Annotated in this window: 18 protein-coding genes and 2 tRNA genes; 8 read left to right on the forward strand and 12 right to left on the reverse strand. The window is 69.7% G+C overall.

Features of this window, described 5'->3' with window-relative positions; translation table 11 throughout:
* Positions 1-254: 254 nt before the first annotated feature.
* Positions 255-327 (reverse strand) — tRNA-Ala (locus tag ACIQFX_RS02180).
* 128 nt (positions 328-455) lie between these two features.
* On the opposite strand from ACIQFX_RS02180, the gene ACIQFX_RS02185 reads away from it, so the two are divergent.
* Both ACIQFX_RS02185 and ACIQFX_RS02190 read left to right on the forward strand, forming a co-directional pair.
* A complete protein-coding gene (locus tag ACIQFX_RS02185) occupies positions 456-1004 on the forward strand; it encodes a helix-turn-helix domain-containing protein (protein WP_402457960.1) in 549 nt (182 codons plus the stop codon).
* 64 nt (positions 1005-1068) lie between these two features.
* Positions 1069-2373: a protein kinase gene (locus ACIQFX_RS02190; RefSeq protein ID WP_402457962.1), complete on the forward strand. Its 1305-nt coding sequence runs from the start codon at positions 1069-1071 to the stop codon at positions 2371-2373.
* A 111-nt stretch (positions 2374-2484) separates the two neighbouring features.
* On the opposite strand, the gene ACIQFX_RS02195 is transcribed toward ACIQFX_RS02190, so the two are convergent.
* The 11 genes from ACIQFX_RS02195 to dnaA form a co-directional block, all read right to left on the reverse strand.
* Positions 2485-3783, reverse strand: coding sequence for a hypothetical protein (locus ACIQFX_RS02195; RefSeq protein ID WP_402457965.1), 1299 nt, complete (start codon positions 3781-3783; stop codon positions 2485-2487).
* Positions 3784-3889: 106 nt separating this feature from the next.
* Positions 3890-4024, reverse strand: coding sequence for a DLW-39 family protein (locus ACIQFX_RS02200; protein WP_003958712.1), 135 nt, complete (start codon positions 4022-4024; stop codon positions 3890-3892).
* A gap of 158 nt (positions 4025-4182) precedes the next feature.
* Positions 4183-4256: transfer RNA gene (locus ACIQFX_RS02205), tRNA-Ile, on the reverse strand.
* A 99-nt stretch (positions 4257-4355) separates the two neighbouring features.
* A complete protein-coding gene (locus ACIQFX_RS02210; RefSeq protein ID WP_402457968.1) occupies positions 4356-4937 on the reverse strand; it encodes a DUF3566 domain-containing protein in 582 nt (193 codons plus the stop codon).
* A 106-nt stretch (positions 4938-5043) separates the two neighbouring features.
* Positions 5044-7656, reverse strand: coding sequence for a DNA gyrase subunit A (gene gyrA, locus ACIQFX_RS02215; protein WP_402457970.1), 2613 nt, complete (start codon positions 7654-7656; stop codon positions 5044-5046).
* 41 nt (positions 7657-7697) lie between these two features.
* Positions 7698-9728 carry a DNA topoisomerase (ATP-hydrolyzing) subunit B gene (gene gyrB / locus ACIQFX_RS02220; RefSeq protein WP_402457973.1) on the reverse strand — a complete coding sequence of 677 codons (2031 nt, stop codon included), beginning with the start codon at positions 9726-9728 and terminating at the stop codon, positions 7698-7700.
* Between the two features lie 555 nt (positions 9729-10283).
* Positions 10284-10835 (reverse strand): DUF721 domain-containing protein, encoded by a 552-nt coding sequence (locus ACIQFX_RS02225; RefSeq protein ID WP_402457976.1) that lies wholly within the window; start codon positions 10833-10835, stop codon positions 10284-10286.
* Positions 10832-11953 carry a DNA replication/repair protein RecF gene (gene recF, locus ACIQFX_RS02230; RefSeq protein ID WP_402457978.1) on the reverse strand — a complete coding sequence of 374 codons (1122 nt, stop codon included), beginning with the start codon at positions 11951-11953 and terminating at the stop codon, positions 10832-10834. Before recF ends, ACIQFX_RS02225 begins: the two co-directional genes overlap by 4 nt.
* A gap of 58 nt (positions 11954-12011) precedes the next feature.
* The gene (gene gnd, locus ACIQFX_RS02235; protein ID WP_026058396.1) at positions 12012-12890 is read right to left on the reverse strand and encodes a phosphogluconate dehydrogenase (NAD(+)-dependent, decarboxylating); all 879 of its coding nucleotides are present in this window, start codon (positions 12888-12890) and stop codon (positions 12012-12014) included.
* 110 nt (positions 12891-13000) lie between these two features.
* Entirely contained in the window at positions 13001-14131 is a 1131-nt protein-coding gene (gene dnaN / locus ACIQFX_RS02240; protein ID WP_015034855.1) for a DNA polymerase III subunit beta, read from the reverse strand.
* Positions 14132-14948: 817 nt separating this feature from the next.
* The gene (gene dnaA, locus ACIQFX_RS02245; RefSeq protein WP_402457982.1) at positions 14949-16724 is read right to left on the reverse strand and encodes a chromosomal replication initiator protein DnaA; all 1776 of its coding nucleotides are present in this window, start codon (positions 16722-16724) and stop codon (positions 14949-14951) included.
* A gap of 395 nt (positions 16725-17119) precedes the next feature.
* On the opposite strand from dnaA, the gene rpmH reads away from it, so the two are divergent.
* From rpmH to rsmG, 6 genes are all read left to right on the forward strand, one after another.
* On the forward strand, positions 17120-17257 hold the full coding sequence (gene rpmH / locus ACIQFX_RS02250) for a 50S ribosomal protein L34 (protein WP_005482975.1): 138 nt from the start codon (positions 17120-17122) through the stop codon (positions 17255-17257).
* A 21-nt stretch (positions 17258-17278) separates the two neighbouring features.
* Positions 17279-17650 carry a ribonuclease P protein component gene (gene rnpA / locus ACIQFX_RS02255; protein WP_366303017.1) on the forward strand — a complete coding sequence of 124 codons (372 nt, stop codon included), beginning with the start codon at positions 17279-17281 and terminating at the stop codon, positions 17648-17650.
* Positions 17647-17973, forward strand: coding sequence for a membrane protein insertion efficiency factor YidD (gene yidD / locus ACIQFX_RS02260; RefSeq protein WP_352018112.1), 327 nt, complete (start codon positions 17647-17649; stop codon positions 17971-17973). The genes rnpA and yidD overlap by 4 nt, the downstream gene beginning before the upstream one ends.
* 3 nt (positions 17974-17976) lie before the next feature.
* Positions 17977-19278 carry a membrane protein insertase YidC gene (yidC, locus tag ACIQFX_RS02265; protein ID WP_402457986.1) on the forward strand — a complete coding sequence of 434 codons (1302 nt, stop codon included), beginning with the start codon at positions 17977-17979 and terminating at the stop codon, positions 19276-19278.
* 29 nt (positions 19279-19307) lie between these two features.
* Positions 19308-19820 (forward strand): protein jag, encoded by a 513-nt coding sequence (locus ACIQFX_RS02270; protein ID WP_376483791.1) that lies wholly within the window; start codon positions 19308-19310, stop codon positions 19818-19820.
* Positions 19821-19937: 117 nt separating this feature from the next.
* The gene (gene rsmG, locus ACIQFX_RS02275) at positions 19938-20654 is read left to right on the forward strand and encodes a 16S rRNA (guanine(527)-N(7))-methyltransferase RsmG (protein ID WP_402457989.1); all 717 of its coding nucleotides are present in this window, start codon (positions 19938-19940) and stop codon (positions 20652-20654) included.
* Positions 20655-20862: the final 208 nt, after the last annotated feature.

Raw genomic sequence — 20862 nt, forward strand, 5'->3', positions numbered from 1 at the left:
CTTTCGTGATGGTCTCGGATGGTTCATTTCGGATTGCGCGCTTTCCGTACTTTCCTCATGATGTGGATGCGCGCCCGTTTTCCGTGGACCGACGCCGTCGCTGCGCAGTTCTTCCGATGAACACCACCCGTACGGACCAGCACGGGCCCCTGGGCACGGGGCGCCGCCGCCACCCGCCGTCGGGCCGCCCCGGAGAACAGGGCAAAAAAATACCCCCCGACCGCGTTCCCGCAGGTCAAGGGGGTTTTTCCGAGTGGAGCCTAGGGGAGTCGAACCCCTGACATCTGCCATGCAAAGACAGCGCTCTACCAACTGAGCTAAGGCCCCGGAACGAGGACAGCGTACCCGGTCACCCCCCATGTCCGGCAAAAGGATTGGGACTCCCGGTCGGCGACCACTCTCCGTAAGATGCTGACCAGGTTCGCAGTGGCGAACCGCAGGGATGGGGAGAAGTGATGGACGCAGCGCAGCAGGAAGCCACGGCAAGAGCCAGAGAGCTTCAGCGCAGTTGGTACGGGGAGCCGTTGGGGGCGCTCTTCCGCCGGCTGATCGACGACCTCGGGCTCAACCAGGCCAGGCTCGCGGCCGTGCTCGGGCTCTCCGCGCCCATGCTGTCCCAGCTGATGAGCGGCCAGCGGGCCAAGATCGGCAATCCCGCCGTCGTCCAGCGTGTCCAGGCCCTCCAGGAACTCGCCGTCCAGGTCGCCGACGGCAGCGTCAGCGCCGCCGAGGCCACCGACCGGATGGACGAGATCAAGAAGTCCCAGGGCGGCTCCGTGCTCACCAGCACTAATCAGCCCACCCCCGGTGCGGGCGCTCCGACCGTCCGCCGGGTGGTCCGCGAGATCCAGTCCCTGCTGCGCTCCGTGGCCGCCGCGGGCGACATCATCGACGCGGCCGACTCCCTCGCCCCCGCCCACCCGGAACTGGCAGAGTTCCTGCGGGTGTACGGCGCCGGGCGCACCGGGGACGCGGTCGCGCACTACGAGTCGCACCAGAACTGACGCGGTTCCCGGCAACCGGGCCGGCACCGCCGAGAGACGACGTACGGGGAGCGGGCGCAGCGCGATGGGTGAGGTCTTCGCGGGTCGGTACGAGCTGATCGACCCGATCGGACGCGGTGGGGCGGGCGCGGTGTGGCGGGCCTGGGACCACCGGCGCCGCCGATACGTGGCGGCCAAGGTGCTCCTCCAGAGCGACGCACACACGCTGCTGCGCTTCGTCCGCGAGCAGGCGCTGCGGATCGACCATCCGCACGTCCTCGCCCCGGCCAGCTGGGCCGCCGACGACGACAAGGTCCTCTTCACCATGGACCTGGTGGCCGGCGGCTCCCTGGCGCACGTGATCAACGACTGCGGCGCGCTGCCGCCCCGTCTCGTCTGCACCCTGCTCGACCAGCTGCTCTCGGGTCTGGCCACGGTGCACGCCGAAGGCGTCGTCCACCGGGACATCAAGCCCGCGAACATCCTCATGGAGGTCACGGGGACGGGCCGACCGCACCTGCGGCTGTCCGACTTCGGCATCTCCATGCGCAAGGGCGAGCCGCGGCTCACCGAGACCAACTACGTGGTGGGGACGCCCGGTTATTTCGCGCCCGAGCAACTCATGGGCGCCGAGCCGGACTTCACCGCCGACCTGTTCGCCGTCGGCCTGGTCGCGCTCTATCTGCTCCAGGGCCGCAGGCCGGACTCCCAGGCCCTGGTCGAGTACTTCGTCGCCCACGGCACCCCGGGTGCCCCCGAGGGCATTCCGGAACCCCTGTGGCAGGTGCTCGCCGGGCTGCTCCAGCCCGACCCCCAGGCCCGGTTCAGGACGGCCACGGGCGCGCGCAAGGCGCTGAGCGCCGCCGTCGAGATGCTCCCCGAGCCCGCTCACGGCGAGCAGCCGATCGAGATCCGCGACCAGCTCGGCCCGCTGCCCGCCGGCTTCGGCCCGCTGGGTCCGACGGGCCCCGCCGGACCCGAGACCCCCGTCGTGCCGGCCGGCAGGGCGGACGCGCCTCCCGTCCCGGCGACCGTGCCCGGCCCCGTACAGGCTCCGCAGCAGCCCTACCAGCAGCCCCAGGCCCCGCTCCAGCCCCCGCAGCAGCCGCTGGGAGGTGCCTCCGAGACGGGCAGCTTCCACCTGCCCCCGCCGGTCACGCATCCGACCCCCTCCTTGGACCAGGCCCCCACGTCCGCGGCGCCGTACGGACGAACAGCCCCTACTCATCCATACACCGCTCGACCCGTTCAGGTTCCCGGTCCGCCGGCCGAGCCCGCGCCCCTCGCCCCCGCACGCCGACCGGGACCGCCCCCGAAGGTGACGGTCCCGGTGCTGCTGCTCGCCCTGGTCTGCTTCGCGGTCGGCTTCTGGGCCCTCGCCCAGACCTGAGGCCCACCGGACGGGCTCGGGGAGCCGGACGGGCTCGGGGAGCCGCCCTGAGCCTTCCAGAGCCGTTCAGAGCCGCCTGGTGGGCCGCTCCGAGCAGCCCCAGGAGGGCCGCTAAGCCGCCGTCCGCCTCCGCGCCGCCAGCGTCCACGTGCCGAGCCCGAGGAGCAGGACGGTCCCGCTGCCGATGCCGGCCGCCGCGACGAGCCGCATGGAGGCGCTGTCCTCCGCCGCGAGGGCCCCGCTGGAGCCGTTCACGGCCGCTTCCCGGTCGTCGGCGGTCACCGCGAACGGCCCGGCGTCGCCGTCGTACCCGGGCTCGGCCTTCTTGGTCCCCGTGAGGTTCACCCGCAGCGTCAGCGGCACCGGCTTGTCCCCGTAATCCTGGGCGATCTCCGGGTTGAGCGTGGCCGACAGGTAGTACCAGCCGGCGAAGCGCATGCCGCTCGTGGAGTCGTCGGACGCGGTCCGGTTCTCGTGGGCCACCGGCCGCTGCGGGCCCAGGTCGACCGTCGCGGGCTTCCCGTTGTAGCTCCCGGTGTTCTCGTCGACGTGCCCGAGCGCCGGGTTCTCCAGGGAGAGCACGAGCGCGTAGCTGACGTACTCGTCGCCGGCGGCACTGCTGCCGAGCTCGGCGGTGGCGTAGAGCTGCTGCCCCCAGTCGACGGGCACCCGGTAGAAGAGCGTCTGGCCGGGCCGGATGTCGGACCGCCACTCGCCCTGCGTGAGCGAGGTGGCGTCGTACATGCCGGAGCCGCCCTTCCGCGGCTTGGGGCCGCCCGTCGGGGGCGCGGGCGTGGCCGAGGGCCAGGAGGACGGGAGGGAGGTCGGCCCGGCCTTCTTGAGGGGCGGTTCGGACAGGTGCCGGATCTCCAGCTCCCAGTCGTCCGCTGAGGACGTCGCCTTGGAGTCCCGCTCGACGAGCACGTAGAAGGCGCCCGCCTTCTGGCAGGTGGAGCTGTCCGCGTCGATGATGCGGCGGGAGGCGTACGCGGCGAGGGGGCGCGGGTAGGCCGCCGACGAGAAGGACACCTGCTGGTAGCCGCACTCGGTGCCGGTGCCGTCCTGCAGGCTCACCCGGAAGCCGTCGCTGTACTCGACCTTGCCGCCGACCTTCGGGACGGCGACCACGGAGACGTACGCGTTCCGCTTGTCGTCGAGGTCGACCCGGTAATAGACCTTGCCGTCCTTCTTGAGGGTGCCGCGGTAGGTCCGGCCGGTCTGCAGCTGTGCCGCGTCCGAGCTGGAGAGGGCTCCCTGGACCCGCTGGGCGGTGCTGTCGAAGGTGTACGGCGGCAGTGCGGGCCCTTCGGCCGCCTGCGCCTGCCCGGGCAGCGCCGCCACGGCGCCCACCGCGGTGGCCGCCGTGAGCAGGGCCCCCGCCCTCCGGCCGAAGCCGGCCTGCGTCTTCACACGAGCTCCTTCTCTTCACTCAAGCAAGTGATCGCATTGCTCAGGCAAAGCAAAGCCCCGGCCCGCTCTCGCGCGGCCGGGGCGTCACCCACAGACGGTCTTCGTCTCAGACACCGGAACCTGCGGGCACGGAGTCGGTCGCCTCCGTCCACAGGTCCTGCTCGGCGCGATCCGCCTGGATCTGGCGGTACACGAGGAGCCCGCCGATGGCGGCCAGTGCGACCAGGAGAAGCTTCTTCACCGCGCGACCTCGTCTTTCGTTGACGTAGGAGACTTCTGACGCCCACTCTACACATCGACCGATACCGATCGGTGACCTGTGGGAGCTTCAAACCTCCGACCGGCCCCGGACAAACAAATCGGCCCGGACGGAGTAACCGTCCGGGCCGATCTTCATTGTGGGGCTAACAGGATTTGAACCTGTGGCCTCATCCTTATCAGGGATGCGCTCTAACCAACTGAGCTATAGCCCCGCCGCGCTTTGCGGTGTGTGTCCCGCGCGCTGACTCCTGAACATTAGCGCACGTGGGGGCCAGTCCCAAAATCCGAATCCCGGGACGGCCCCCCGCGGCCTATTCGTCCTCGGCGAGCGTGAGCTCGACACCGCCCACGAAGCCGGCCGACAGGTTGTAGATGAACGCGCCCAGCGTCGCCAGGGCGGTCATCAGGACCACGTCGATCACGGCGATCACCGAGGTGAACATCAGCACCCGCGGCAGCGACAGGAACGACTGCAGGTCGAAGCCGTTGGACTCGTTCGAGCCCGTGGCCTCGCTGATCGTGCCGCCGACCGTCGAGAAGACGCCCATGGCGTCCATGACCATCCACAGCACGGCCGCGGCCACGACCGTGCAGATGCCCAGCGCGATGGAGAGCAGGAAGCTCACCTTCATCACCGACCACGGGTCGGCCTTGGCCACCCGCAGCCGCGCCTTGCGCGTACGGGGCGTGGTGCGCGCCCCCGTGCGCGGCCGGCGCACGGCACCGGTCTGGCCGCCCGCCGTACCGCCCGGCCGCCCGGCCGGCGCCGGAGCGCCGTACGCCTGCGGAGGGTGGTAGGCGCCGCCCTGCTGCTGCGCTCCCGCGCGCTCGCCGGGCAGCGGCCCGTTGTACGTCTCGTACGACGAGGGCTGCTGCCCCCGAGTGTCCGTCACCGCAACCCCCTGGGAGTCCGTGGCGGGGCCACGGGCGCCGTTCGCTCCAGCACCAGCAGAAGCTCCGGCGGCCGCCGATCCGGCGCCCGTGGCTCCACTCACGCTCTTACTCCTCGTGCTCCCCGGCGGAGGGCTCCGTGCCCTCTGCCTCGCCTGCCTCGGCTTCGACCACCGCTGCCTCGGTCGCCTCGACGGCGCCCTCGGCATCGTCGTCGACGTCATCGTCGCCGCCGGCCTCGGCGTTCCGTGCGATGCCGACGACGGCATCGCGCTTGCCCAGGTTGATCAGCTGGACGCCCATGGTGTCACGGCCGGTCTCCCTGACTTCGTTGACTCGCGTACGAATCACACCGCCGGACAGCGTGATGGCGAGGATCTCGTCGGTCTCCTCGACCACCAGCGCGCCCACGAGCGAACCACGGTCCTCCACGATCTTGGCGGCCTTGATACCCAGGCCGCCTCGGCCCTGGACGCGGTACTCGTCGACGGGGGTGCGCTTCGCGTACCCGCCGTCGGTCGCGGTGAAGACGAAAGTACCGGGCCGGACGACATTCATCGAGAGCAGTTCGTCGTCCTCGCGGAAACTCATGCCCTTGACGCCCGACGTGGCACGTCCCATCGGACGCAGCGCGTCGTCCGTGGCGGTGAAGCGGATCGACTGCGCCTTCCTGCTGACCAGCAGCAGGTCGTCCTCGGAGGAGACCAGCTCGGCGCCGATCAGCTCGTCGTCGCTGCCGTCCTCCCGCTCGCGCAGGTTGATGGCGATGACGCCGCCCGAGCGGGGCGAGTCGTAGTCCTTCAGCGCGGTCTTCTTCACCAGGCCGGCCTTGGTGGCGAGCACCAGGTAGGGCGCGGCGTCGTAGTCGCGGATCGCCAGGATCTGGGCGATCTGCTCGTCCGGCTGGAAGGCCAGCAGGTTGGCCACGTGCTGGCCGCGCGCGTCCCGTCCGGCGTCCGGCAGCTCGTACGCCTTGGCCCGGTAGACCCGGCCCTTGTTCGTGAAGAAGAGCAGCCAGTGGTGGGTGGTGGAGACGAAGAAGTGGTCGACGATGTCGTCCTGCTTCAGCTTCGTGCCCCGCACGCCCTTGCCGCCGCGCTTCTGCGAGCGGTAGTCCTCGGTCTTCGTGCGCTTCACGTAGCCACCGCGCGAGATGGTGACGACGATGTCCTCCTCGGCGATCAGGTCCTCGATGGACATGTCACCGTCGAAGGGCACGAGCTTGGAGCGGCGGTCGTCGCCGAACCGCTCGACGAGGGCGGCGAGCTCCTCGCTGACGATCGACCGCTGGCGCTCCGGCGAGGCCAGGATCGCGTTGTACTCGTTGATCTTCGCCTGGAGCTCGTCGTGCTCTGCGACGATCTTCTGGCGCTCCAGGGCGGCGAGCCGGCGGAGCTGCATCTCCAGGATCGCGTTCGCCTGGATCTCGTCGATCTGCAGGAGGTCCATCAGGCCGCCGCGGGCGACCTCGACCGTGTCACTGCGCCGGATGAGCGCGATGACCTCGTCGATGGCGTCCAGCGCCTTGAGGAGGCCGCGCAGGATGTGGGCGCGCTCCTCGGCCTTGCGCAGCCGGAACTTCGTCCGGCGGACGATGACCTCGATCTGGTGCGTCACCCAGTGGCGGATGAACGCGTCGAGCGAGAGGGTGCGCGGCACGCCGTCGACGAGCGCCAGCATGTTCGCGCCGAAGTTCGTCTGCAGGTCGGTGTGCTTGTACAGGTTGTTCAGGACGACCTTGGCGACGGCGTCGCGCTTGAGCACGATGACCAGGCGCTGGCCGGTCCGCGACGAGGTCTCGTCGCGGACGTCGGCGATGCCGCCGACCTTGCCGTCCTTCACCAGGTCGGCGATCTTCTGCGCGAGGTTGTCGGGGTTGGTCTGGTACGGCAGCTCCGTGACCACCAGGCACTGGCGGTTCTGGATCTCCTCGACCTCGACGACCGCGCGCATCGTGATCGAGCCACGGCCGGTGCGGTACGCCTCCTCGATGCCCTTGCGGCCGACGACGAGCGCGCCGGTGGGGAAGTCCGGGCCCTTGATCCGCTCGATCAGCGCGTCGAGGAGCTCCTCGTGGCTGGCGTCGGGGTGCTCGAGCGCCCACTGGGCGCCGGCCGCGACCTCGCGCAGGTTGTGCGGCGGGATGTTGGTGGCCATACCGACGGCGATGCCGGCCGAGCCGTTGACCAGCAGGTTCGGGAACCGGGCCGGGAGGACCGTCGGCTCCTGGTTGCGGCCGTCGTAGTTGTCCGTGAAGTCGACGGTCTCCTCGTCGATGTCGCGGAGCATCTCCATCGACAGCGGCGCCATCTTGCACTCGGTGTAGCGCATGGCGGCGGCCGGGTCGTTGCCCGGGGAGCCGAAGTTGCCGTTGGAGTCGACGAGCGGCATGCGCATCGACCAGGGCTGGGCGAGGCGGACGAGCGCGTCGTAGATCGAGGAGTCGCCGTGCGGGTGGTACGTACCCATGACGTCGCCGACGACGCGGGCGCACTTGTAGAAGCCCTTCTCGGGCCGGTAGCCGCCGTCGTACATCGCGTACAGCACGCGCCGGTGGACGGGCTTGAGGCCGTCACGGACGTCGGGGAGCGCGCGGGACACGATGACGGACATCGCGTAGTCGAGGTACGAGCGCTGCATCTCGGTCTCGAGCCCGACGGGCTCGATCCGCAGCACGGGCTCCTGCTCTTCGGTGGTGCCAGGGGTGTTTTCGTCGGCCATTGCTGGTCGTCAGTCCTTTCGTACGGTCAGCTGAGACCGACTCAGATGTCGAGGAAGCGAACGTCCTTGGCGTTGCGCTGGATGAACGAGCGCCGTGCCTCGACGTCTTCGCCCATCAGCACCGAGAACAGGTCGTCGGCCTGGGCCGCGTCGTCCAGGGTGACCTGGCCGAGAACGCGGTGCTCGACGTCCATCGTGGTGACACGCAGCTCCTCGGCGTTCATCTCGCCGAGGCCCTTGAAGCGCTGGATCGAGTCTTCCTTGATCCGCTTGCCGTTCTGCTTGCCCAGCTCGACGAGCGCGTCCCGCTCCCTGTCCGAGTACGCGTACTCGAAGTCGTCCCGGCCCCACTTGATCTTGTAGAGCGGCGGGCGCGAGAGGTAGACGTGGCCGGCCTCGACCAGCGGCCGCATGAAGCGGAAGAGGAAGGTCAGCAGCAGGGTGTTGATGTGCTGGCCGTCGACGTCGGCGTCCGCCATCAGGATGATCTTGTGATAGCGGAGCTTCTCGATGTCGAAGTCCTCGTGCACACCGGTGCCGAAGGCGGAGATCAGCGCCTGGACCTCGGTGTTCTGCAGGATCTTGTCGACGCGGGCCTTCTCGACGTTCAGGATCTTGCCGCGGATCGGCAGGATGGCCTGGTACATCGGGTTGCGGCCGGACTTGGCCGAGCCGCCGGCGGAGTCACCCTCGACGATGAAGATCTCGCACTTGGCGGGGTCGTTCGACTGGCAGTCGGACAGCTTGCCCGGCAGCGACGCCGACTCCAGGAGGCCCTTGCGGCGGGTCAGGTCGCGCGCCTTGCGCGCGGCCACGCGCGCGGTGGCGGCCTGGATCGACTTGCGGATGATGTCCGCGGCCTCGTTCGGGTTGCGGTCCAGCCAGTCGTTGAGGTGCTCGTAGACCGCCCGCTGGACGAAGGTCTTGACCTCCGTGTTGCCCAGCTTGGTCTTGGTCTGGCCCTCGAACTGCGGCTCGCTCAGCTTGACCGAGATGATCGCCGTCAGACCCTCGCGGATGTCGTCGCCCGTGAGGTTGTCGTCCTTCTCGCGGAGCAGCTTCTTGTCGCGCGCGTACTTGTTGATCAGCGAGGTCAGCGCCGCACGGAAGCCCTCCTCGTGCGTGCCGCCCTCGTGGGTGTGGATGATGTTGGCGAACGAGTAGACGCCCTCGCTGTAGCCGCTGTTCCACTGCATCGCGACCTCGAGGGACAGGTTCTTGTCCTTGTCCTCGGCGTCGAGGTCGATCACGGTGGGGTGGATCAGCTCGCCCTTGCGCGAGTTGAGGTACTTCACGAAGTCGACGATGCCGCCCTCGTAGTGGTACCTGACCGTGCGGGCGCTCGGCTCGGCCGCCGCCTCGGCGTCCGGGTCGTCGGCGCCGACGGTCGCCTTCGCGGACTCGCGCTCGTCGGTGAGCGTGATCGTGAGGCCCTTGTTGAGGAAGGCCATCTCCTGGAAGCGCCGCGAGAGCGTCTCGAAGGAGTACTCGGTCGTCTCGAAGATGTCCGGGTCGGCCCAGAAGGTCACCGACGTGCCGGTCTCGTCGGTCGCCTCGTGCTGGGCGAGCGGCGCCGTCGGGGCGCCCATCTTGTAGTCCTGCGTCCAGCGGTGGCCGTCCGTCTTGATCTCGACGGAGACCTTCGTGGACAGGGCGTTCACGACCGACACGCCGACGCCGTGCAGACCGCCGGAGACGGCGTAGCCGCCGCCGCCGAACTTGCCGCCCGCGTGCAGCACGGTCAGCACGACCTCGACGGCCGGCTTGCCCTCGGAGGCCACGATGCCCACCGGGATGCCGCGGCCGTTGTCGACGACGCGCACCGCGCCGTCGGCCAGGATCGTCACGTCGATGGTGTCCGCGTGCCCGGCCAGGGCCTCGTCGACGGAGTTGTCGACGACCTCCTGCACCATGTGGTGCAGACCGCGCTCACCGGTCGAGCCGATGTACATGCCAGGGCGCTTGCGCACGGCATCCAGGCCTTCGAGGACCTGGATGTTGCTGGCGGTGTACTGGTTGTTCTCGTTGGGGTCGCCGGAATCGGCCACGAAGCGCCCTTTCTGGCACAGCACAGGCCGTTCTCCGGGCATACGGGAGCGGCTGCGTCGTTCGACTTGTTCCGCAGGGTGGCGGGATTGTCTCCCAGTCTACCGGTAGCGCCGACAGTCATGGGGGTTTGCCGGTACCTGAGTCCGCATGTGCCGCCCTGCGCGGGCGCGAGACGACTCCCCATATCCGGATAGGGGCTCCAGACGCCCCTGAAGGCCACCCAGCGCTTCGAGCCGTAGCGCGCAGTGGGCAACCCGGATCCGACCGCTCCGCCGCGTCGTCGGCATGCGTTCCGCAAGGGCGGAACGGGTGGGCACGACGCCCCGCGCGACGGCGCTCTCCACGGGACCCGCGCCCTCCGCCCCCGGCCCCCCGGCCTCTCGGCCGCACCGCCCGAGACCCGCCCGCCCGAGCACCGTCCGCCCGATGCCCGAGCGCGCCCGCCCGCGGCACCGCGCGCCCCGCACCCGAGCCTCATGCGCCCAAGCCGCACGGCGCCAGAGCCGCACGCCCCCGAGCGCACACGCCCAAACCGCCCGACGGCCCCAGCAGGGCACGCCCGAGCCCGCCCCGGCGCCCTAGCCGTACGTGTCGCCCGGCCCCACACTGCCGGGGGCCCTCAGCGGCCCGTAGCCCCGCCGCGGCGCCCCCGGCCCGAGCACCTTGATCATCCGCACGGTCCCGTGCCCCAGGTCCTCGTTGAGCCGCGCCACCAGCCTCGGCGCCAGCAGCCGCAGCTGCGTCGCCCACGCCGTCGAGTCGCACTGCACGGTCAGCACCCGCGCGTCCGGCTCGTCGTCGAACTTCAGCGGTACGCAGTGCTTCGCCAGGTCCTCGCCGACGATCTGCGGCCAGCGGCCCATGACGCCGCCGACCGCGGCGGGCGTCTCCCAGCCGCGCTCGGTGATCAGCCGGTTGATCGCGGCGCCGAGCGCCATCGGGTCGCGGCCGTCGGCGCGGGCGCCGGAGCGCAGTCCGCCGCCCCGCCGGGCCTGCTTCTTCTGCTGGGCGGCCGCGCCCCGCGCCTTCGCCTGCTCCTTGGCGGCGCGCAGCGCGACCCGCGCGAGGTCGACGCCGGAGTGTTCGGGGACGGCGGGCGCCGCCGCCTTGTCCCCGGGCTGCTCGCTCATACCCGCTCCACCGTCCCGCCGGCCACCCCGTACCGCGTGCCCGCCAGGACCCCCGGCACGTCGTCGTCCACCGCGGCCGTCACGAGGACCTGCTCGCCGTGCGCGACCAGCTCCGCGAGCCGCTCGCGTCGCCGCGCGTCGAGTTCGGCGAAGACGTCGTCGAGGACGAGGACCGGTTCGTTGCCCTCGGAGCGGAGCAGGTCGTACGAGGCCAGCCGCAGCGCCAGCGCGTACGACCAGGACTCGCCGTGGCTCGCGTACCCCTTCGCGGGCAGGTCGCCGAGCTTGAGCAGCAGCTCGTCCCGGTGCGGTCCGACGAGCGTGACGCCCCGCTCGATCTCCTGCTTGCGGACCTCGGCGAGGGCGGCGATCAGCTGCTCGTACAGCTCCTCGCGGGTGTGTCCGGTGCCCGGCGCGGAGGGCCGGTACTCCAGGAGGATCGGGCCGCCGCCGGGGGCGAGCTGCTCGTACGCCTTGTCGGCGAGCGGCTGCAGTACGCCGATGAGGTCGAGGCGCTGGGCGAGCAGCTCGGCGCCCGCCCTGGCCAGGTGCTGGTCCCAGACGTCGAGGGTCGACAGGTCCATGCCGCGGCCGCCGTGCCTGCGGGCCATCGCCGCCGACTTGAGGAGCGTGTTGCGCTGCTTGAGCACGCGCTCGTAGTCGGAGCGCACGCCCGCCATGCGCGGCGTGCGGGCCGTGATCAGTTCGTCGAGGAAGCGCCGGCGCTCGCCGGGGTCGCCCTTCACCAGGGCGAGGTCCTCGGGCGCGAACAGCACGGTCCGTACGATGCCCAGCACGTCACGCGGTCTGACCTGCGATGACCTGTTGATGCGGGCGCGGTTGGCGCGTCCCGGGTTGAGTTCGAGCTCGACCAGCTGGGAGCGCTCGCCCTGGGTGACGGCGGCGCGGATGACCGCGCGCTCCGCCCCCATCCGGACGAGCGGGGCGTCGGAGGCGACGCGGTGGCTGCCGAGGGTCGCCAGATAGCCGACGGCCTCGACCAGGTTGGTCTTGCCCTGGCCGTTGGCGCCCACGAAAGCGGTGACGCCCGGGTCGAGCGGAACCTCGACCCGGGCGTACGAGCGGAAGTCGGCCAGCGAGAGATGCGTGACGTGCATGGTGGGCGCCGACCTTCTTCCCCGGCGGCTGTGCACCGCGGGGTGCACAGCCTGTGGATTACTTCTTCGTCTCGACCGCGTGGCCACCGAACTGGTTGCGCAGCGCGGCGATCATCTTCATCTGCGGGGAGTCGTCCTGTCGCGACGCGAACCGCGCGAACAGCGACGCGGTGATCGCCGGCAGCGGTACGGCGTTGTCGATGGCGGCCTCGACGGTCCACCGGCCCTCGCCGGAGTCCGACGCGTAGCCGCGCAGCTTGTCCAGGTGCTCGTCCTCGTCCAGCGCGTTCACCGCGAGGTCCAGCAGCCAGGAACGGATGACCGTGCCCTCCTGCCAGGAGCGGAAGACCTCGCGCACGTCGGTGACGGAGTCGACCTTCTCCAGGAGCTCCCAGCCCTCGGCGTAGGCCTGCATCATCGCGTACTCGATGCCGTTGTGGACCATCTTCGCGAAGTGGCCGGCGCCGACCTTGCCCGCGTGGACCGAGCCGAACTCGCCCTCGGGCTTGAGGGCGTCGAAGATCGGCTGGACCCGCGCGACGTCCTCGGCGGAGCCGCCGTACATCAGCGCGTAGCCGTTCTCCAGGCCCCAGACACCGCCGGAGACGCCGCAGTCGACGAAACCGATGCCCTTGGCGGCGAGCTCCTCGGCGTGCTTCTCGTCGTCGGTCCAGCGCGAGTTGCCGCCGTCCACGACGATGTCGCCGGGGGAGAGCAGATCGGCCAGCTCGTCGATGGTGGACTGGGTCGCGGCGCCTGCCGGGACCATGACCCACACGACGCGCGGACCCTTGAGCTTGCCCACAAGCTCTTCGAGGCTGTGGACATCGGCGAGGTCCGGGTTGCGGTCGTATCCGATGACGGTGTGGCCTGCGCGGCGGATGCGCTCGCGCATGTTGCCGCCCATCTTGCCGAGACCGACGAGACCGAGCTCCATCAGAGATTCCTTAAGCGTCGTGTGCGGTTTACCCGGGTCCGAGCCTACGCCCGGACCCGGGTGCACACCTGTGGGGTCAGCCGCTCAGGCGATGCCCCGGAAAAACGGGATCAACCGGACAGGCGAACCGGCATGATCAGGTACTTGTACGCCTCGTCCGCCTCGGCGTCCAGGGCGGGCTTGCCGCTCAGCAGGGCCGGCTTCGTGGAGGTCGTGAAGGAGAGCTGGGCGACCGGGGAGTCGATGGCGCTCAGGCCGTCGAGCAGGAAGGTCGGGTTGAAGGCGATCGAGATGTCGTCGCCCTCCAGCTGTGCGTCCACGCGCTCCACAGCCTGTGCGTCGTCGCTGGAGCCGGCCTCCAGGATCAGGACGCCCTGCTCGAAGCTCAGCCGGACCGGGGTGTTGCGCTCGGCCACCAGGGCCACACGCTTCACGGCCTCGACGAAGGGGGCGGTCTCGATCACCGCGACCGAGTTGAACTCGGTGGGGAAAAGCGTCCGGTACTTCGGCAGGTCGCCCTCGAGCAGGCGGGTGGTGGTGCGGCGGCCCGCGCCCTCGAAGCCGATGAGGCCCTCGCCCTTGCCGGAGCCGGAGAGCGCCAGGGTGACCGTGTCGCCGCTGGTGAGCGCCTTGGCGGTGTCCAGGAGGGTCTTCGCGGGCACCAGGGCGACCGCGGAGGCGTCCGGGGACTCCGGCTTCCACAGGAACTCGCGGACCGCGAAGCGGTAGCGGTCGGTGGAGGCCAGGGTGACCGTGTCGCCCTCGATCTCGATGCGCACACCGGTGAGGACGGGCAGCGTGTCGTCACGGCCGGCGGCGATGGCCACCTGGGCGGCGGCGGAGGCGAAGACCTCACCGGGGACGGTGCCGGTCGCGGTGGGCATCTCCGGCAGCGCCGGGTACTCCTCCACAGGCAGGGTGTGGAGGGTGAAGCGGGAGGAGCCGCAGACGACGGTCGCCCGTACACCGTCTGTGGAAATCTCCACCGGACGGTTGGGGAGGGCGCGGCAGATGTCGGCGAGCAGCCGGCCGGAGACGAGGACGGTGCCGTCCTCCTCGACCTCCGCCTCGACGGAGACCCGGGCCGAGACCTCGTAGTCGAAGCTCGAGAAGCTCAGCGCGCCGTCCTCGGCCTTCAGCAGAAGGCCTGCGAGCACGGGAGCCGGCGGACGGGCGGGGAGGCTGCGGGCCACCCAGGCCACCGCCTCGGCAAGTACGTCGCGCTCCACCCGGATCTTCACCGGAACCGCCTCCTGCTTGTTGCTGGCTCTTCGTCGACTGCGGGAACCAGTCTGACGTACGCCGCCGACACTCGGTGCTGCTCGGGGTCAAGTCGCGACAAGAGCGCGTCGGAGCTCCGGCGCCGAGTTGTGCACAGGCCCCACTTCGAAGCGGATTCCTAGCTAACTCTAAGTGGGAGTAGTAGTAGGGCCTGTGGAAACGGTGGATAACGTCGTTTTCGCAGGTCAAGCGCAGTTTTTTGTCCACCGACCCTGTGGGTGGAACCCGTGGAAAACCAGGGGTCTCTGTGGACACGGGAAAGTTCTGCACACCCCATACACAGGCCACGGGGAGTTCTCCCCAGCGCTGTCCCCAGCTTTCCCCAGGTTCCCCACAGCCCAAACGTCTCCCTTGGTGTGACCGCTTTCACTCGGCCTGGTGAGAGGGGGCGTTTTGTTGCCGAACAGTGGACAGCGGTGTGGAGAAGCTGTGGGCAACCAGCCGTCCCCTGTGGGCAGCCAGTGGACAACTCTCTCGGCCCCCTGTGGACAGAAGTTTTATCCACAGGCTGTGGGGATCGGTTGCCAACAATTCCACAGGGGCCTGACCTGGCGTGATGGTCTGTCAACAGCACCGCCTGTGGACAGGTTCCGGATAACTTGGCAGTCCCCACCCTGTGGACGGGAGATCATCCCCCAATCTGTGGAGAACCTTCCACCGGAACGGCGTAATCGAACAGCGGACCCGCGTCCCCGGCCCGCCGCCGGTCCCCGGAAACGCCGAAGGGCGCCCCGGGAGGTGTCCCGGAGCGCCCTTCGGAGGCCGTCGAGGCCCGCGTCAGCCGTTCTTGATGCGGTTCGTGAGCTCGGTGACCTGGTTGTAGATGGAGCGTCGCTCCGCCATCAGGGCGCGGATCTTGCGGTCCGCGTGCATCACCGTCGTATGGTCCCGGCCGCCGAACTGCGCGCCGATCTTCGGCAGCGACAGGTCCGTGAGCTCACGGCACAGGTACATGGCGATCTGCCGGGCCGTCACCAGCACGCGGCTGCGGGAGGATCCGCAGAGATCCTCCACCGTCAGACCGAAGTAGTCGGCCGTGGCCGCCATGATGGCGGGCGCGGTGATCTCCGGGGAGCTGTCCTCGCCGCCGGGGATCAGGTCCTTGAGGACGATCTCGGTGAGCCCCAGGTCCACCGGCTGCCGGTTGAGGCTCGCGAAGGCCGTCACCCGGATCAGCGCGCCCTCCAGCTCGCGGATGTTGCGGGAGATCCGCGAGGCGATGAACTCCAGTACCTCCGGCGGGGCGTTGAGCTGCTCCTGCACCGCCTTCTTGCGGAGGATCGCGATGCGCGTCTCCAGCTCCGGCGGCTGCACGTCGGTGGTGAGGCCCCACTCGAAGCGGTTGCGCAGCCGGTCCTCCAGGGTCACCAGCTGCTTGGGCGGCCGGTCGGAGGAGAGCACGATCTGCTTGTTCGCGTTGTGCAGGGTGTTGAAGGTGTGGAAGAACTCCTCCTGCGTCGACTCCTTGCTCGCCAGGAACTGGATGTCGTCGACGAGCAGGATGTCCACGTCGCGGTAGCGCTTGCGGAACGCGTCGCCCTTGCCGTCGCGGATCGAGTTGATGAACTCGTTGGTGAACTCCTCGGAGCTCACGTACCGCACGCGCGTGCCCGGGTAGAGGCTCCGCGCGTAGTGTCCGATCGCGTGCAGCAGGTGGGTCTTGCCGAGACCCGACTCCCCGTAGATGAAGAGCGGGTTGTACGCCTTGGCCGGCGCCTCGGCCACCGCGACGGCGGCCGCGTGCGCGAACCGGTTCGAGGAACCGATGACGAAGGTGTCGAAGAGGTACTTGGGGTTGAGCCGCGCGTGCTGCTCGCCCGGAGCGCCGGCCCCGCCGCCCTGTCCGGACGACGAGCCGTGACCGCCCGGGCCGCCCACGGGACCGGGGACCGGGCCGCCGCCCGGCCGGGGACCGGGCCGGGCGCCGTGGTTCTGCGGGTCGGGCAGCTCGGCGCGCTCGGGCCGCTGCTGCTCGTAACCCCGCGACGGCTCGTCGTAGCGGGGCTGCCGCGACTGGTCCGGTCCGGTGTACGGGGCGCGCTCCTGGTAGCCGCCGCCCCGCGGCTGCTGCCAGGAGAGGTCCTCCTGGGTGCGCGGCCAGGCACCGGGGTCGGGCCGCTGCTGTCCGTAGTCCGGATAGGCGGGGCGCGCCGTGGGCAGACCGTCACCGGGCATCGGCCGGTGGCCGTACCCGTCGTACTTCTCGTACGGCTCGGGCTGCGCGCGCTCGTCGTAGCGGGGCGGCTGCTGTGCGGCGGGCGCGGGCGGTGTCGGCTCGCCGACGGAGTCGTCGACGGTGATCGCGATCCGGATCGGCCGGCCGCACTCGCGGCTGAGCGTCTCGCTGATCAGCGGGGCGAGCCGGCCTTCGAGGACGCGCTTGCCCCATTCGTTCGGCACCGCGAGGAGTGCGGTGTCCGCAACCAGGGCGAGCGGCTGGCAGCGCTCGATCCACTGCTTGTCCTTGGGCTCGATGCCCTGCTGGCCTTCGGCGAGAAGCTGCTCGAGGACCCGTGGCCACACTGCGGCAAGATCGGCAGGTACGTCAGCCACAGGGCACGCTTTCTCGCAGGTCCCACGAGGTGTGCTTCTCGGGAACAGGGGGTCGAAGTCCGTGAGGACGTGTCCGTTGAGGACAGGTGGGACAGAACGGCAAAAGATTGTGGAGACCGTCCACGGTAGTCGGGCCGACTGACGTGGTTCAAGTTGTTGTCCACAGCCTGTGCACAATGGGGGGTGACGGCAGGCCGGTTTGACCGGATGGCGTAGCCGCGCGTACCGTAACCAGGTCGAGTTGTCGATGGCTGCTGCCGCCTGCCTCCGATGGGCGAAGATCACGATTTGTGGTCGCCAAGCGGTGCACTCGAGCGAATACGAGCTACTCGTGGGCGCACGGTGACAGCCAGGCGATGTCCCGCCACCACCCGAATCATTTCTGGAGCCCCCGAGTGAGCAAGCGCACCTTCCAGCCGAACAACCGTCGTCGCGCGAAGACCCACGGTTTCCGCCTGCGCATGCGTACCCGTGCCGGCCGCGCCATCCTGGCGAACCGCCGCAGCAAGGGTCGCGCGAGCCTGTCCGCCTGATCCACTTAAACAGGTCATGACGTGCTGCCTACCGAGAATCGGCTGAGGCGGCGCGAGGACTTCGCAACCGCGGTACGCCGAGGTCGCCGGGCCGGTCGCCCGCTCCTCGTCGTCCACCTACGCAGCGGTGCAACGGACCCGCACGCGCCTGGGGAGAGCGCTCCCCCGTCGCGTGCGGGTTTCGTCGTGAGCAAGGCCGTAGGAGTTGCGGTCGTACGCAACAAGGTGAAGCGACGCCTGCGCCACCTCGTTCGCGACCGACTCGCCGAGCTGCCCCCCGGTAGCCTGGTGGTCGTACGGGCGTTGCCCGGAGCCGGCGACGCCGACCACGCACAGCTGGCCCGAGACCTGGACGCCGCTCTCCAGCGGCTGCTGGGAGGGGGCACGCGATGAAGTACCCGCTGCTGGCTCTCATCAAGCTGTACCAGTGGACGATCAGCCCGCTTCTCGGGCCCGTCTGCCGGTACTACCCGTCGTGTTCCCACTATGGATTCACGGCCATCGACCGGCATGGCGCGATCAAGGGCACGGCCCTGACCGCCTGGCGCATCCTGCGGTGCAACCCGTGGTCGCCCGGCGGTGTGGACCACGTACCTCCGCGCAAGCGCCCCCGCTGGCACGAGATGCTGCGGAACGCGCTGCGCGGCGACAAGGGCGGGTCCCCCGCCGAGACGAGCCCGGCCGCCGAGACCTCGCCCAATGCTCAAGGAGCCTGATTAGTGGACACGATTGCCAGTCTGTTCAGCTTCATCACCTGGCCCGTTTCCTGGGTCATCGTCCAGTTCCACAAGGTGTACGGAGCGATCTTCGGCCCTGACACGGGCTGGGCCTGGGGCCTGTCCATCGTGTCCCTCGTGGTGCTGATCCGCATCTGCCTGATCCCGCTCTTCGTGAAGCAGATCAAGTCGACGCGGAACATGCAGGCGCTCCAGCCGAAGATGAAGGCGATCCAGGAGCGCTACAAGAGCGACAAGCAGCGTCAGTCCGAAGAGATGATGAAGCTGTACAAGGAGACGGGTACCAACCCGCTCTCCTCGTGCCTTCCCATCCTGGCGCAGTCGCCGTTCTTCTTCGCTCTGTACCACGTGCTCTCCTCGATCGCGGAGGGCAAGGAGATCGGTGTCCTCAACCAGCAGCTGGTCGACAGCGCTCGTCAGGCGCACATCTTCGGTGCCCCGATCGCCTCGAAGTTCATGGACTCCCCCGAGGCCGTCGCGGCCCTCGGCGCCTCGCTGACCGATGTCCGCATCGTCACCGCGATCATGATCGTCCTGATGTCGGCCTCGCAGTTCTTCACCCAGCGCCAGCTGATGATGAAGAACGTCGACCTCACGGTGAAGACGCCGTACATGCAGCAGCAGAAGATGCTCATGTACATCTTCCCGGTGATCTTCGCCGTCATGGGCATCAACTTCCCCGTCGGTGTCCTCGTCTACTGGCTGACCACCAACGTGTGGACCATGGGCCAGCAGATGTACGTGATCAACCAGAACCCGACCCCGGGCAGCAAGGCGCAGGACTCCTACCTCCAGCGGCTCCTGAAGAGCATCACGCAGCACGGTGAGGTCCGCGGCCGCCGCCGCAAGGCCATCGTCAAGGTGATCGTCGCCAAGGGCAGCGACCGCAACGAGAACGAGCGCCGCTTCTTCGTGGGCCTCTCCAAGGCCGGCTTCGCGGCCCAGGCCGACGGCACCGTGATCAAGGGCGACACGATCGAGGCCGAGGCCGAGGGTGGTGCCGCGGCCAAGCGCCAGCAGCCCAAGCGCCAGACCAAGGCCCAGCGCCAGGCATCCGCCCCGCAGGCCGCGGTCAAGGACACCGAGGAAGCCCCCGAGCCGGCCGCCGAGCAGGCGACCACCTCGCTGGAGAAGAAGCCGCAGGGCCAGGCCGAGGCCAAGGGCGAGGCACAGGGCGACAAGCCCGCGCGTCCGAGCCGTGCCAACTCCGGAGGCTCCCGCCAGGGCAAGTCCGGCCAGCGCAAGGGCCAGCAGCGGCCCAAGCACCCGTCGTCCAAGAAGTAAGCCTCCACGAAGCAAGAAGGAGTCCATCCGTGACGGAAGGCACCACCTCCGCCGCCGCCGAGGGTGGCGACACCCTGACCCGCCTGGAGCAGGAGGGTGAGATCGCGGCCGACTACCTCGAAGGCCTGCTCGACATCGCCGACCTGGACGGCGACATCGACATGGACGTCGAGGCGGACCGGGCAGCGGTCTCGATCATCAGCGACTCCAGCAGCCGTGAGCTGCAGAAGCTCGTGGGTCGCGACGGTGAGGTCCTGGAGGCTCTCCAGGAGCTGACGCGCCTGGCCGTGCACCGGGAGACCGGTGACCGCAGCCGACTGATGCTCGACATCGCCGGCTTCCGTGCCAAGAAGCGCTCCGAGCTTGCCGAGCTGGGCGCCAAGGCGGCGGACGAGGTGAAGTCCACCGGCCAGCCGGTCAAGCTGGACCCGATGACGCCGTTCGAGCGCAAGGTCGTGCACGACGCGATCGCCGCGGCCGGTCTGCGCAGCGAGTCCGAGGGCGAGGAGCCGCAGCGCTTCGTCGTCGTGCTCCCCGCCTGACCCCTCACGTAGTGTCGGCCCCGCCTGTTCGCAGGCGGGGCCGATCTTTGTCAGCCTGATAGTCAGCCATCACAGTGCGCTCGCACGTGAAGCGTGCGGTACGGAAGGACGGTTCCCGTGACGGAGGCAGCGGAGCTCCCCGAGGCGCCGGAGCAGGCGCGAACAGTCTTCGGTGAGTACTTCCCGGAGGCCGTGCGCTACGCGGAGCTCCTCGCGGACGCGGGTGTGAAGCGCGGTCTGATCGGCCCGCGCGAGGTCCCGCGGCTTTGGGAACGCCACCTGCTGAACTGTGCCGTCCTCGCGGAGGCCGTCCCTGAGGGCGTCACCGTCTGCGACGTGGGCTCGGGCGCCGGCCTTCCCGGCATCCCCCTGGCCCTGGTCCGGCGCGACCTGAAGATCACGCTCCTGGAGCCGCTCCTTCGCCGGACGAACTTCCTCCAGGAAGTCGTCGAACTGCTCGGCCTCGACCACGTGACCGTGGTCCGCGGACGGGCCGAGGAGATGCTCGGCAAGATCACCCCCGTGCACGTGGTGACCGCCCGCGCGGTGGCTCCTCTGGACCGGCTGGCGGGCTGGGGCGTTCCCCTGCTGCGCCCGTACGGCGAGATGCTGGCGCTCAAGGGGGACACCGCCGAGGAGGAGATCAACGGTGCCCGTGCCGCCCTCTCCCGGCTCGGTGTGGTGGAGACCTCGGTGCTCCAGGTCGGCGAGGGGATCGTCGACCCGATGACCACCGTCGTGCGCGTGGAGGTCGGTGAGAGCCCGGGCGGCGTGCGTTTCGCGGCCAAGCGGGCCAAGGCGGCCCGTACGAGCAAGACCCGTCGGCGCCGCTGAGCGTCGGATACGCCCCATTTCGGAGTGTCGAGCGGTCCTGGCCGGGCAGCAGGGGCATGGTGTTTCACGTGAAACGTCGCTCACTGCTGCAGGGGATCATCAGCCGCGGTCGCGCGGCCACCACGCCCCGGGACCGCGGCCCCCGCATGAAGCCACTCGCGAGGGTTACGGAGTTGTCCACAGAGGTGGATTCGCCCACAGAACCACC

Origin of the sequence: Streptomyces sp. NPDC093089 (assembly GCF_044754405.1) — a bacterium.
Classification (GTDB): Bacteria; Actinomycetota; Actinomycetes; order Streptomycetales; family Streptomycetaceae; genus Streptomyces.